At 43.2% G+C, this 14,108-nt stretch carries 10 protein-coding genes and 1 pseudogene; 10 read left to right on the top strand and 1 reads right to left on the bottom strand.

Features of this window, described 5'->3' with window-relative positions; all coding sequences use genetic code 11:
- Positions 1–9 precede the first annotated feature (9 nt).
- The 9 genes from F8M47_RS09210 (at position 10) to F8M47_RS09170 (ending at position 12,165) form a co-directional block, all read left to right on the top strand.
- Entirely contained in the window at positions 10–3,369 is a 3,360-nt protein-coding gene (locus F8M47_RS09210) for a tape measure protein (protein ID WP_150539807.1), read from the top strand.
- Positions 3,369–4,367 carry a hypothetical protein gene (locus tag F8M47_RS09205; protein WP_150539806.1) on the top strand — a complete coding sequence of 333 codons (999 nt, stop codon included), beginning with the start codon at positions 3,369–3,371 and terminating at the stop codon, positions 4,365–4,367. Before F8M47_RS09210 ends, F8M47_RS09205 begins: the two co-directional genes overlap by 1 nt.
- Positions 4,368–4,369: 2 nt before the next feature.
- Positions 4,370–5,335: a hypothetical protein gene (locus F8M47_RS09200; RefSeq protein ID WP_150539805.1), complete on the top strand. Its 966-nt coding sequence runs from the start codon at positions 4,370–4,372 to the stop codon at positions 5,333–5,335.
- A gap of 2 nt (positions 5,336–5,337) precedes the next feature.
- Complete coding sequence (locus F8M47_RS09195) at positions 5,338–7,020, top strand: phage tail protein (protein WP_150539804.1); 1,683 nt, start codon at positions 5,338–5,340, stop codon at positions 7,018–7,020.
- A 44-nt stretch (positions 7,021–7,064) separates the two neighbouring features.
- Positions 7,065–7,874: a phage BR0599 family protein gene (locus F8M47_RS09190; protein WP_150539803.1), complete on the top strand. Its 810-nt coding sequence runs from the start codon at positions 7,065–7,067 to the stop codon at positions 7,872–7,874.
- A gap of 17 nt (positions 7,875–7,891) precedes the next feature.
- Entirely contained in the window at positions 7,892–8,143 is a 252-nt protein-coding gene (locus F8M47_RS09185; protein WP_005597545.1) for a hypothetical protein, read from the top strand.
- Between the two features lie 4 nt (positions 8,144–8,147).
- Complete coding sequence (locus tag F8M47_RS09180; RefSeq protein ID WP_150539802.1) at positions 8,148–8,351, top strand: hypothetical protein; 204 nt, start codon at positions 8,148–8,150, stop codon at positions 8,349–8,351.
- On the top strand, positions 8,348–11,134 hold the full coding sequence (locus tag F8M47_RS09175; RefSeq protein WP_150539923.1) for a phage tail protein: 2,787 nt from the start codon (positions 8,348–8,350) through the stop codon (positions 11,132–11,134). The genes F8M47_RS09180 and F8M47_RS09175 overlap by 4 nt, the downstream gene beginning before the upstream one ends.
- Before the next feature lie 182 nt (positions 11,135–11,316).
- Positions 11,317–12,165, top strand: a complete 849-nt coding sequence (locus tag F8M47_RS09170; RefSeq protein ID WP_150539801.1) for a DNA adenine methylase — start codon at positions 11,317–11,319, stop codon at positions 12,163–12,165.
- An 82-nt stretch (positions 12,166–12,247) separates the two neighbouring features.
- Here the strand turns inward: F8M47_RS09170 and F8M47_RS09165 are convergent.
- Positions 12,248–12,718, bottom strand: a pseudogene (locus F8M47_RS09165) (virulence RhuM family protein); the annotation flags it as partial.
- Positions 12,719–13,002: 284 nt separating this feature from the next.
- On the opposite strand from F8M47_RS09165, the gene F8M47_RS09160 reads away from it, so the two are divergent.
- Positions 13,003–14,031: an aldo/keto reductase gene (locus F8M47_RS09160; protein WP_150539800.1), complete on the top strand. Its 1,029-nt coding sequence runs from the start codon at positions 13,003–13,005 to the stop codon at positions 14,029–14,031.
- The last annotated feature ends 77 nt before the right edge of the window (positions 14,032–14,108 follow it).

The following is a 14,108-nucleotide window of genomic DNA, read 5'->3' as shown; positions in this document are numbered from 1 at the left end:
CGGATTCCTATGGCAAACAGTGAATTAAATTTAGCGTTAAAGATTAAAGCCGATTTAAACGACGCATTAAGCAAGTTTAAAACGCTTGAAAAAGAATTGCAAGCCGGCGCTGCTGCAAGCCAAGGGCTAGGCAAAGGTGCGCAAGCGGGTGCTGGCGGCTTAGATGGTCTTGCCAAGAAAGCCGATGAAGCGACTTCAAAACTTGGTAAAACCCGTGCCGGTGTTGAATCTATCAGTAAGCAATTAGCTGCGTTAAAAACACAGGCGTTAAGTTTTACTTTAGGGAAAGTTGCCATTGGCAATTTAGTGCAAACCAGTGACGAATTTAAAAGTCTTGAAGCACGCATCAAATTAGTTTCTCGCTCCAATAATGAAGCAAAAGGGACTTTTCAAGGGTTAATGCAAGTAGCCAATGATACTGGCACACAATTTGCTGCAACAGCTGAACTTTATACCCGTGTTTTCCGCTCATTAGGCGACACCGCAAATTCCGGTGAAGTATTACGTTTTACTAAAACCGTCTCACAAGCATTAGTTGTCAGCGGTGCTGGCGCACAGGAAGCGCAAGCCGCGATTATTCAACTTTCACAAGGTATGGCAGCAGGTGCATTGCGCGGTGAAGAATTTAATTCCGTGTCGGAACAAGCCCCGATTATTTTAGAACTCTTGCAAAAATCGCTCGGTAAAACCCGTGGTGAATTACGCAAAATGGCAGAAGAAGGTCAATTAACCACGCAAGTGATTATGACCGCTGTGGCTGAAGGTGCGGACACTATTCAGAAGCAATATGAGCAAATGCCGCTGACAATTGGTAAAGCGGTCACGCAACTCTCTAATGCTTGGCTTGAGTTTATTGGTAATACCGATAAAACATTTAGTGTTTCTACCCTTGTTTCAACTGCGATTTCTACGCTAGCCAATAATCTTGATGCATTAGCTAGTGTTGCTCTCTTAGTCGGTACGGTATACACCGCCCGCTATCTGTCAGCGATGTACACCAGTATTGGTGTAAAAAGTAAAGCGGCAATTGCCGAAAGTGCGCATATGGCGGCAATTAATGCCAGTGCGACCGCATCAGTACGCCAAGCACAAGCGACCGTGGTTTTAATGCAGGCAGTCAATGGTGAGACAGTCTCAGTTGGTCGCGCAACACAAGCTTATAGTGCGCTTGCTATTGCTAAAGCCCGTGCCGCTGCAGTCAATGTCGGTGCAGGCTTGTTCTCACTTGTTGGTGGTACTTTGGGGCTTGCAGTCACGGCAATTGCTGGTTTAGCCGCCGCTTATTTTTATTTAAAAGGTCAGGAAGAAGAAGCAGAACGCCAATTTGCACAAACCTTGACGACGCTTGATGCCAACATTGAGAAAACGAAAGCTCTAGTAGAAGCACGTACTCAATTAGGCGAAATGGGCGGTTTTAGTGATCGCCTTGAGCAGTTAAAAGTCAATACAGCATCATTAGATGAAGCGAAGCAAAAGATTGAAGCGTTGATTGCCGAGCGCGATAAATTGCTTAATCAAAACCGCACTAGCGTCATGGGCGGATTAATTAATGCCGATGAAGTGAATGCGCTTAATACACAAATTGACGAGCTACAGCAAAAAATTGACGCAATGAGTACGGCAAGCAGCGAATTAGCCAATATTACTCAAACGCAATTGGCTGTGGCTTGGGATGCCGCCATTGAAGCCGGTGGTACGCTTGCAGAAAAATTGACGGAAATTGGTGACCCACAACACCCAGAAGCAGTGAAATTGCTGACCGAAGCAATCAAAGCAAGTGAAACCGAAGCACTTGCGATGAAAACAGAAGTGGAAGAACTCACTCAAAAGCTGAAAAAAGACTTGAGTCAAGCCTCTACGACGGCAATAGAACGCTTAGAAGCAATGCGCACAAAATTTGAAGGGATTGCGGCACAAGCCGGCATGTCCGGCAATGCGGTGCAAGGCTTCATTAATAAAATCAATGAAGCTATCGGTTTGCAAAAACAGCTGGAACAAAAGCAAGCTGAGAAAAAAGGTGGCGATGAGTTAGAAAAACTGCGTACGCGCGCGCGTCAATCCAGCATGACTGAGCTTGAAAAAAACATTGATAATGCTCGCAACAATAGTAATTGGACTGCGGAACAGAAAAAAGAAGCCGAAGCCCTTTATCAAACCATTGATGCGAATCAGAAAAAACTGCGTGAACAAGCAGAAGCGAACAGAAAAGCGAAAGCGGAAGCGAATAAAGCACAACGTAAAGCAGAAAGCGATGCAAAAAAAGCGGCACAAGATACAAGACGCACGGCAGAAGAAGCCACAAATAAGCTACGCGAACTCAATAGTGATTACTTGCGCTTAACCGGACAAACGGCAAAAGCAGATCTGCTTGATGTACAAAGTAAATACAATCAGTTACTCGCTTTATTTAGTAAAGCGAACAATCAAGACGGTATCAATTTAGTTAAGCAAATGTTACCGCTGGAAGAAGCCAAGGTTCAATTAAGTGGCATTGAAGCTGAAATTAACAAAGTGATGCAGGCACAAAGTGCCAAAGAGCAGCAAATTCAAGCTCAAGTCCAGACAGGTTTGATTACTCACTTTGAGGGACAACAACGCTTAAAAGATATGTATGCTCAAACGGTGGCAGAAATTGAAAAACAATTACCGTTACTGGAAAGATTGGCACAAATGCCGGGCGCACAAGGCGAAGCGGCAGGCGCAATGCTTGAGCAAATGAAAGTGAAAATTCAGGAGCTTAAACAGACGGGAAATGAGCTTGAAAACGCCTTTAAACAGGGTTTAACTCAAGGTATTCAAAGTGCCTTAATGGGTTTGGCTGAAGGCACGATGAGCTTAGGTGATGCAGTAAAACAATTAGCACTGACCGTAATAAACAGTATGGCGCAGATTGCCGCACAACAACTTGCTATGCAAGCAACCAGTGCCATTAGTGGCTTTTTCGGTGGTGCGGGTGCTGCGGTCACGGCAGCAACCGGCGGTTTTATTTCCGGACCCGGTACAGGCACGTCGGATTCCATTCCGGCACGCTTATCTAATGGCGAGTTCGTCGTTCGCGCAGCGAGTGTGCAGAAATATGGCGTGGGCTTTTTACATGCTATTAACCGCGGTCATTTACGCAAATATGCCACCGGTGGGCTTGTCTCTGCCCCATCAATGCCGTCATATAGTGAGCCGAAATTGACTCACGAAATGCAAAACGGTACGGCAGGACAACAGGCGGTAGCAAGCCCCGTGAATATTCAGCAAACCTTAGCGGTTGATAGTGCTGAGTTATTCACGGCAGGTATTAATACGGTAGCGGGCGAACGTGCGGTAATGACCGTGATTCGGGCGAATAAGCAAACATTAAAACAGGAGTTAGGCTAATGGCATACGCAACAGGCACGGCACAAAACGAGCGTGATTTATTAGATAAAATCAATAAGTTTTTAACGGAAGATGAAACACTGAAGCGCGATGGACAAACGTGGACAGTATTACTTGACCGAAAATTAAATGAAACCGCAACTCAAAAAGAAATCCGTCAAATCGCATGGAAATCAACTGGTACCAGCGTTGAACAAGATATTTATCTTGTCGCTTCAACAGATAACTTGATTTCGGCTGATACGTATAACCTTAACTTCTGGGGTGGTACATTTTTCAATGAAAAAGCGGTTATGCCGACTGAAATTCACAAGGGCTTAATTAATGCTTCTCCCGGTGTCGTATTATTTGCAGATAACCGCCCGATTGAGTATCACATTGTCGCAAATGGGCGTTGTTGCAAAATTATCACGCGCATTTCGCAAGTGTGTTCAAGTGCGTACCTAGGCTTTATCTTGCCAACGGTGCCACCGACAGAATATCCGTATCCGCTTTGTGTTGCCGGTAGCGCTCCCGTGGTAGATGAAAACAACCGTGCGGTGCGGGTGCGCTACTCTCAAACAGGCGAGCTTCACTCTTCTATTATTGACGCTAAATACGGCAACTGTTGGCTTTTTACGCCTGACCAAAGCTGGCGTGATTTTTACGGTAGCAGTGATAAGAATTTACGTACGGACTCTCGTTACCAAGAATTATATCCGTTATGCAATTACGATATGTTCAGCTCATATCAACAACCGCGAAGTATTGACTCGCTAGGCGAAAGTCAAGGCGGTGCTTATCCGTTAATTCCTGTTGAATTTATTAGCCTTAAAGATTCAAGTCAAGGTCGCAACCGCTGGGGAGCTTTCGATGGCGTGTACTGGATTCCGGGTATTCAGCGTGCGGCAGGCGACCGTGTACAAATTGCGGATAATCGCCAAGGCTTGGTCTTTAACGGTGGCTATCGTGTAGCAACTAAAGATTATTTTGTGATTGAGACAACAACGGAGATCTAGGTATGGCATATCAAACGGGTAACGCAAAAAACGTTAATGAACTGCTCAAAAAATTAAGTGAGTTTGCTCAAGGCTTAAAGTGGGTAATTGATAAAGCAGAAGACAATTTACTGTGTTTGCACAACTCTCAAGGCTACTGGTCTCTTATGTTTAAGCCTGAAGTTAATCAATTGTTTACTTATGTGAATACCAGCTTCGATACAAGCAAGAAAGGCAATGAACAGCCGGGTTCATCAAGAAAGCACGCTTATCGTGAAATCGATACGGCAACGTCTCAATTAGAAAAAGGTAATTATGCGTCCTATGACTTTTTCGGCAGCGAACAATATTTACACGTTGTCGTGCAAATTGAAGCGGAAAAATTCCGTCACTTCGGGATTGGTACGTTAAATAAAGAAGGCACTTATACCGGCGGTCAATATACCTATGGTACTTATATCACTAAGAACTATGCGCATTATCAAAATAGCGATCATGCTTACGGCTTTTCTAACGGGGCACGTGGCAATCAAGCGGTAGTTCGTGCCGATGGTATTAGTGGCGATAAACGCACGCCATGGTATTTCGCTCCTGCAAATGTTTCAGATTATAAAGATTTGAGTAATGCAGATAAAGGCAAATATCTGCTTACGCTTGGCAGAGCGGCGATGACAACTGATGAAAATACTTATCACCCGGATGCCTTGTTAGTCTATTACAGTCAATCTAAATTCGGGCAGTCGTTAATACCCTGTCCGCACAGCTTAATCGCACATGGGATTGATGGAATTTTTCGTCGCATTGGCATTCTCCCCGACCGCTACGAATGTACGATGGTTGGTCTCTCGCCCCGTCAAATTCTGACTATCAATGGGGAGAAATGGATGATTATTCCGAGTGCGCAATATGATGTGCGCAATCAAAGCTCCATCGAAGAAGGAAAAAATAATTCGGGGACACAAGCCGTGGCATACCGCATGGTGGAATAAAAATGGCAAATATTAACGGTTATATTGCAACAAGCGGTAAAAGCATTTCGTGTAAAGATACGGGCTATTTAGACCGCTTACCGATTTACAAAGGGGGCGCACGTATTGCCCCGAACTTACTGCCTGTAACAGCTGGCACGCTAGCCCAAGGCAAGTTGTTAGATTTAGCTCAGCCAGCGCAAGCTTATATTGTGCCGAACTACTACTGTGATTTGTACAGCCGCGTGCTTGTGATTCCGCATACCGTCAATCTAGGCTCAATCTCGACAGAGCAAGTGTTTGATGTCCATGTCTGGAATGCGAACCGACACACTGTCAATTTAACCAAAGTAGATATTCAAGATGGTGAAGGCATTACGCTAACCGGTAGTCAAACGCCACTCACGCTGCGCGCTCTGGCGCTTAAAAAGTGGACTGTTAAAGTTGGAATGAATGGTCCAGCGGAAATTGATTGTACGGTAACTTTTACTATTGCCGGCAAAAATCCGGTTACGTTGCGCATCACGGGTTCACGCTCCACCGACTGGGAATTTTTCCCAGATTGGTCGGAAGACGTAACGGAAAAATTGGAATTTTTGACGACCGTACATCAGTCTATTACGGGAGCGGAACAACGTATTGCCAAACGCTTATCACCTCGTCGAACTTTTGAATTTAAAGTCTCAACAACCGGAACAGAACGTCAGCGTTTAGAAAATATGCTCTACGCTTACGGTGCAAGAGTGTGGGCAATGCCGATTTTTACCCATCAAGTTTATTTAGATAAGCCGACTCAACAAGGCGATAAAACCCTTTCACTTGCAACTACGGGCTTTGACTTTTATATCGGTGGGCGTGCGGTTTTGATGAACGGGAATAAACGTGAAATGGTTGATATTACGGGTATTTCAGCGGATAAACTCGACGTTAAGCGTCCGTTACTGAATAGCTTTGATACCAACACGTTAGTTTATCCGTTGCGCTCCGCAGTGCTGACCGATATGCCACAGCTTACCCGTTTAAGTGATGGCATGGCAACCGCACAAATCCGGTTACAAATTCACGAACATAACGGCTATGCCTCGGATATTAGTCACTTACCGACTTATCGTCAGCATCCGGTTTTAGAACCAACCAGTGAATGGTCGGAAGATATTACCGCACAATACTTGCGTTTGATTAAGCAACTGGATAACGGTACGGCATTACCGCATTACCTAGACACGGCAAAAAATGCGTTCCAGCTAACTAATCATCGTTTCTTATTAAATGGGATTGCAGAACAGCACCAACTTCGCCAACTGTTTTATGCTCTACGTGGCAGACAAAAAGCAATTTGGGTGGCAAGTTCAACTAACGATTTAACACTTACAAGCGATATTGTCGGCAAAAGCATCAATATTGAGTTGGTCTATTACACGACTTGTTTGTTGAAACAAGCAGGACGACAAGATATTCGCATTGAGTGTACCGACGGCAGCGTGCATTACCGCCGAATTTTAGCGGCAACGATAAGCGATAACCAAACCGAACGACTCTCTCTTGATGGCGAGGCGTTAAATCTTAAGCGTGAACACGTGGCTAAGATTTCATTTTTAACACTATCACGCTTAGAGAGTGACACAATTGACTGGAAACATCATACAGACACCGTAGCAAGTGTGATGGTCAGCTTTCGGGGATTACGTGACGAACTCGAAGTTTAATAATTTAAACGGTATTTAAATGATATTTAAAAAGGATTTAAAACGTGAGTTATTTAGAGAAAACCCATTCTGTCGCCGACGGTCAGCCTGTTACCCTTTATCAGTTTAGCAGAGGTGATGACGAAAAGATTTGGCGTTTTTGTGATGCTGACAAAGACATTGTTGTAAACAATGAAAAATGGCTGGCAACCGCAATCAGTGATAGCGGTCGTCGCACCGGTGAAAATATCAATATTGTACTGCCAAGTAATAACCCTGTCGCATTGCTTTATCGTGGCATGCCACCGAGCCAAACAGTTAAAGTAATGATTATGCGATTGCATTATCAAGAACAAGAGTTACGCGTGGTGTGGATTGGCACGATTATTGAAGCGAAACGCCCTGATGTGCATAAGACGGAATTAGTTTCTGCGGGGTTATCCTCCACAATGCAAAGTGCGGGCTTGCGTTTGACATGGGGACGTAACTGCCCTTATACGCTTTATGACTATGATTGTAGAGTCAATCCGAAAAATTTTGCGGTTGCCGGTTTAGTGATTAAAGCGTTAAACGGGACAACCATCACGGTAGATGTGCCTGAAAATTTACCGGAAGGCTGGTTTAATGCGGGCTTTATTGAATGGACGGATAGCGATGGCGTACGTGAAGTGCGGGCGGTCACAGTGCATAAAAATAATCAAATTACGCTGATGGGTGGCACGCAAAAACTATCTGTTGGCACAACTATCAATGTGTATCCCGGCTGTGATGGACGGGCAACAACTTGCCTTAACAAGTTTAACAATATGCTGAATTTCGGTGGCATTCCGCACATGCCGAATAAATCGCCTTATGACGGGTCACGGGTGTTTTAATTTAAAAGGAGAACATTATGTTTGCAGCCATTGGCTGGGCAATTGTGAAATACGTTGCCGTACTTGCAGTCAGCTATCTATTAAATCAAGCCCTTGCTCCAAAACAACGTAGTGGGCAAGGACCGGAAGCGGTTTCAAGCGACGAGTGGAATTTTCCGCAAGCAGCTGAAGGTACACCGCAGTGCGTATTCTTTGGCGACTGCTGGACGGAAGATTGGCAAGTGTTGGCGTACGGTAACTATCGTACTACAGAAATTAAAAAAGGATAAAAAGATGATCATCACAATGCAAGATATGCGCCGTGTACATTTTTGTGCAGCGGGTGTACAAGCGTTCTTTGAGCGTCAAGGCTGGGATTTTAACGACTTTTTGCAAAATGGGATTGATGCCGAAAAATTCTTAGCTACCGGTAGCGTGTTTGCGCGTAAATGTGTCGCTGCTGCAAAACAAGCACGACAAGCAGAAGGGGAAAAATAATGGGTAGACGTAAACGTCGTTCGGTGACGGTCGGTTATCGTTACTACTGGGATATTCATTCCGGCTTAGGGCGCGGACCGGTGGATGAAATCGTTGAGTTACGCATTGATGATAAAACCGCATACTTAGGCAAACCGGGCGAACTCACGCAATCACAAGCGATTTATATTAATAAACCGAATTTATTTGGTGGCGAAAACACTGGGGGCGAAGGCGGTATTCAAGGTCGTCTTGAAATCTTAATGGGAGAACCTGACCAAAAGCCAACCCAAATGTTGATTAATTTATTAAAAGGTAAGCATAACCCTGCACCACGTGAGAATACACACGCATTGCTGCGTAAAAATAAGCGTAAAAAACAACAAGACGAGCAAGCGTTTTTCTCCGCAGGCAATGTGACTGAAGGCAATCTTGCAAAAGATGATTTGATTCCCGGTTTTCGCGGTATTGTCTCTACCGTGTTTAGCGGACTGATTAGTTGCTATAACGCTTACCCGAAAAAGCATAGTTACCGTGTGCGCCGTGCATTAAAAGGCTGGTTTAACGGTGCGGTGTGGTATCCGGAGAAATGCAAAATTATTTTACGCAATGATACGTTAAAAATTTCAGGACTGACAAAAGAACAAGAAGAAAATGCGCGTCAGATTCATGCGATGAATCCTGCACACATCCTTGTTGAGTGTGCAACAAATAAAAGCTGGGGCGGTAAAAAAGACTTAAGTGATCTTGATTTAGATAGCTACAAAAAAGCCGCCGACACACTCTATGAAGAAGGCTTTGGACTATGCTTGCGTTACAACCGTCAAGGCTCAATTAAAGAGTTTATGCAACAAGTGATTGACCACATCGGCGCAGTGCAATACGACAACGTAGAAACAGGTAAACAAGCGATTAAATTATTGCGTAATGACTATAATCCCGACGATTTGCCAACATTTCACTATGATAACGGGATTTTAAATGTGCAAGATGATGATAGTTCTGCAACTGACACAACGGCAAATCAAATTGTTGTGAAATGGCGCGACCCGGTGACTAACCGTGAAGACCAAGCTATCGCCAATAATATTGCGTCTGTGCAAATGCATGGCGTGATTGCAAAAACCGTTGAATATAAAGGTGTGCCAACTTTTGATTTAGCAGCTCGCCTTGCACAACGTGATTTAGAGATGGTCGCCAGTAGTTTAACTCGTCTTAAAATTGTGTTTGATATGCGTGCCAGCGAGTTAAAACATGGTGATGTTTTCAAAGTACATTTGCCTGACCGAGGGATTGAAAGTGTGATTTTCCGAGTCACCGGAATTGAGAATGGCAACGAGGGCGAATTTATTGTGACTTGTATGCAAGATGTGTTCGGTTTACCAGCTGCGAATTACTCAACACAACAGTCAGAGTCGCTCTATATTCAGCCCGATTACACGGCGAAAGCAATTCAAAATAGCAGATTATTTGAACTGCCTTACCATGTTTATCCATTAGTTTTCAGTGAAGCGGAACTTGCATTTATTCAGCCGACTGATTGCTTTGTTTGGTCGCTTGCAAGCACACCAAGTCCATTAGCGGTCGGTTATGACTTACTCACAGATGTTGGTGCAGGGTTTACTCCAGTGGCAGAGTGTTCTTTCACGCCTTCAGTGACATTAAGTTCAGATATTACACCGTATCAAACTACGGTCAGTTTTACTGCAGGCGAAGAGTTTGTGGATTTGGCTAACGCTGGCGCATTAATGATTGATGACGAGATTGTGAAAATTGAGTCAGTCGATTTTAAAAACTCAATAATGACTATCGGTCGTGGTTGTGCGGACACTATCCCGCAAGCGCATAAACAAGGTGCTATTGCATGGTGTTATTTGTTTGCAACATCGGATACTGACACCAAATATACCGTAAATGAGCAAATCAAAGCGAAATTACTCACACGTACACAGATTGAAACGCTCTCTGAAGATGCGGCTAGTGTATTAACACTAACCACACAACAGCGACAAGTTCGCCCTTATCCTCCGGCGAATGTCAAAGTAGATGGTGCATTTGTCGATAAGATTGCAGACGGTTCAGCGTTTACGCTTACATGGGCGCATCGAGATAGAGATATTCAAGCTGACCAACTCATTACGCATACGGAAGACAGTACAGCGCTGGGGCAAGGTGTCAGTTATAAAATTGATTTAATGGACGGCAATAACATAGTGCGGTCAATTACAACCGATTCTACAGAGTTTGTTTATCCGGACGAGGGCAAAATTGAGGATGAGCAATTTAGCAAACTGGCTTTCTATACGGTAAAAGATAAGCAACTAACAAGCCTGTATCGCTATGAGTTTACCGTACAAGGCGCAATGCAATTATTAAGTGATTGGGATTATCAACACGCATTTACACAAGGTAATAATTACCTGAATCGTTATGATGATAATGATATGCCGGAAGGTAAATACATCATGCTCTCTTCAAGCGCAAGCGAGAATGTGATTTATCAATCATATCCAATTGAAGCCAATAAATATAAACGCTTTGCGCTCTCGTACAAAGTCGGTACATATAATCAGCGCAACGGACTTTGTACCGTTACCGTACAACTTTATAAAGGTACTGAGCTGCTTAAAGAATATGTTTCAGAACAACTTGGCAACTGGCAAAAAAATGATTGGCATAGCCAACAAGTGGCAGAAATCTTACCGGCAGAAACAACAGAAATTAGATTTAAGATTAATGTGGTTGGCTCAATATCAAACAATGTGATTGCATTTAAAGATATTGTTTTACGAGTGGGAGGTTAATAGCAAGAAGTCACTTATTAGGAACAAAAGCACGGGTAGTCAGTATGCTTGGCAGAGCGTACTGACCTCATCACCCACAGACCTAACCTGTGAGCAATAACTATTGCTAGACCCGTGGTCTTAGCCAAGACAAACGTAAGTTTAGCATAATTTTTTCACTATATGAAAAGGTCTTACAAAATATGAAAAAAGATGTAACCATTTATAAAAACGCCCCATTACCATTTATTGGACAAAAACGTCAATTCTTGACACATTATACGGAGATTCTCAATCAATATATTCCAGGTGATGGTCAAGGTTGGACAATTATTGATGCATTTGGTGGTTCAGGGTTACTTAGTCATGTAGCTAAACGTATAAAACCAGCTGCTCGGGTAATTTATAACGACTTTGATAATTATGCAGAACGGTTACTCCATATTGATGAAATAAATGAATTACGGCTAAAGATTTCTGATACGATAGGAAATGCAATACCCAAAAATAAAAAACTTACGCCAGATGTAAAGTCAAAAGTCATTAATGCAATCCAATCATTTCAAGGATATAAAGATTTAAACTGCTTAGCGAGTTGGTTATTATTTAGTGGAAATCAAGTAGGCTCATTAGAAGACTTATTCAATAAGGATTTTTGGCATTGTGTTCGTCAATCTGATTATCCACGTGCAGATGGCTATTTAGATGGGATTGAGATTATTCAAGAATCATTTCATCAACTATTACCAAAATTCAGAGATGAACCAAATACTCTCTTTGTACTTGATCCACCATACCTGTGTACTAGACAAGAGAGCTACAGACAAGCGAGTTATTTTGATTTAATTGACTTTTTACGATTGATTCATTTAACTCGACCGCCTTATATCTTTTTTAGTTCGAGTAAATCGGAGTTTGTACGATTTATTGATGCTATGGTAGAAGATAAATGGGATAACTGGCAGGCTTTTGAAAATTACGGCAAAATTTCCATTAATACTTCAGCAAGTTATTCAGGTAAGTATGAAGATAATATGGTGTTTAAGTTTTAAAATGTAACGTTATTACACTATGAGTAAAAAAAGCGAGAAATACTTATCTCGCTTTTTTTGTTGCAGTTATATCGAGCGGCTTTAAACGAATTTCACGAATGCGGGCAAGTTGTTCTTCAAAGTATTTTTTGCCCAGAATCGTGCCGTCATTTTTCAGCCGTTCATCGTCCATTGCAAAGCCTTTAATGGTAAAGGATTGAATGATTTGCGTTGCCCATTTGCGAAATTGCACGGAACGTTCGGAATTGGTTTTGTAGCCGACGGCGATAATGGCGGATAAGTTGTAGTGGTTGGTTTGGTAGTTTTTGCCGTCGTCGGCAGTTATCCGAAATTTTCGGATAACTGAATTTTCATCTAATTCATTATCTGCAAAGATTTGTTTTAAATGATAATTTACCGTGCGAACATCAATATCATACAACGCTGCCATCATTTTTTGCGACAGCCAGATATTTTCGTCGGCATACACCGCATTCACTCCGCCTTCGCCTGTGGCGGCGATAAAGGTGAGATATTCCACCGCAGAAGCACGGATTAACTCGTTATTCGCCATTCTTTCCCCTTTCCAAACTGATAAAATAACCGCTGATTTTGCAGATAATTTTAGCATTTTCTGCGTGTATTTGTTACTGGATAAAAGCAAAAAGTGCGGTCGGTTTTCGGCTGTTTTCGTCAAAAATTTTATAACAACGACCGCTTGTCAAAACCGAAAATCCTTTTTAGAAGGCATCCTTTTTCTCACTATAATCTAAATTAATACTGACATAAAAAACACGAATGTACTTTTAACAGGTTGAAATGTATACTGTTAAAAAAGGGCAAAATAAGGAGTAAACAATGCAATACACACAACTTGGCAATAGCGATTTAACGGTTTCACGCATTTGTTTGGGCTGTATGGGCTTTGGCGAGGCGGCGAGCGGGCAGCATTCGTGGACGTTGGATTATACGCAATCCCGCGAGATTATCGCTAGAAGTTTGGATTTGGGTATTAATTTTTTTGATACGGCGATTGCTTATCAAGGCGGCACGAGCGAGCAGTTTGTCGGGCGAGCGATCAAGGAATTAACCAGCCGTGATAAGGTGGTGATCGCCACTAAATTCCTGCCTCGCACGCCTGAGGACATTCAAGCGGGCATTACGGGGCAACAGCACGTTGAGCGAATGCTTAACCAAAGCCTTGAAAATCTCGGCACGGATTATATCGATCTCTATATCAACCACATTTGGGATTACAACACGCCCATTGCCGAGTATTTGGAGGCGATGAACAAGGCGGTGGAAAGTGGCAAGGTGCGGGCTATCGGCATTTCCAACTGCTTTGCCTACCAACTGGCACAGGCGAATTTTATCGCCGAACAAAACGGCTGGCAGAAATTTGTGTCCGTGCAAGGGCATCGCAATTTACTGTTCCGTGAAGAAGAGCGAGAAATGCTGCCGTTCTGCAATGAAAATAATATCGCCTTAACGCCTTATAGTGCGTTGGCGGCGGGTCGTCTTTCCCGTCCGTTGGGCGAAAGTTCCAAACGCAACGAGGAAGATCAAATCGCCAAACTGAAATACGGCAACACGGTGGAACAAGACAACCTGATTATCGCCCGAGTAATGGAACTGGCGGAAAAATATCAGGTGTCGATGACTCAAATTTCACTGGCGTGGTTGCTCACCAAAGTGCATTCCCCTGTGGTGGGTGCAACCAAACTGCAGCACATCGAAGAAGCCGCCAAAGCGGTCGATTTCAGCTTAAATGCAGAAGACATTGCGTATTTGGAAGAATGTTATGTGCCACATAAATTAGTAGGCGTAATGGCGGTGAACAAACCGAATATGACGGAAAAACCAATTTGGTCGTTGGGTAAGCCGTAATAGGTAAGCCGTAAATTGAAATACGGCAAGCGGTCGAATTTTCTCAAAAATTTACGACCGCACTTTTAATTTTTATG

Source organism: Actinobacillus vicugnae (genome assembly GCF_901687125.1).
GTDB lineage: Bacteria > Pseudomonadota > Gammaproteobacteria > Enterobacterales > Pasteurellaceae > Actinobacillus > Actinobacillus vicugnae.
Note: the sequence above shows the minus strand (reverse complement) of the source record. Positions and strands in the feature narration are given on the sequence as shown.

Bases quoted from the DNA above. Each gene is read 5' to 3' on its own strand.
- F8M47_RS09210 (WP_150539807.1), top strand. From the start codon at position 10: ATGGCAAACAGTGAATTAAATTTAGCGTTAAAGATTAAAGCCGATTTA.
- F8M47_RS09205 (WP_150539806.1), top strand. From the start codon at position 3,369: ATGGCATACGCAACAGGCACGGCACAAAACGAGCGTGATTTATTAGAT.
- F8M47_RS09200 (WP_150539805.1), top strand. From the start codon at position 4,370: ATGGCATATCAAACGGGTAACGCAAAAAACGTTAATGAACTGCTCAAA.
- F8M47_RS09195 (WP_150539804.1), top strand. From the start codon at position 5,338: ATGGCAAATATTAACGGTTATATTGCAACAAGCGGTAAAAGCATTTCG.
- F8M47_RS09185 (WP_005597545.1), top strand. From the start codon at position 7,892: ATGTTTGCAGCCATTGGCTGGGCAATTGTGAAATACGTTGCCGTACTT.
- F8M47_RS09180 (WP_150539802.1), top strand. From the start codon at position 8,148: ATGATCATCACAATGCAAGATATGCGCCGTGTACATTTTTGTGCAGCG.
- F8M47_RS09170 (WP_150539801.1), top strand. From the start codon at position 11,317: ATGAAAAAAGATGTAACCATTTATAAAAACGCCCCATTACCATTTATT.
- F8M47_RS09160 (WP_150539800.1), top strand. From the start codon at position 13,003: ATGCAATACACACAACTTGGCAATAGCGATTTAACGGTTTCACGCATT.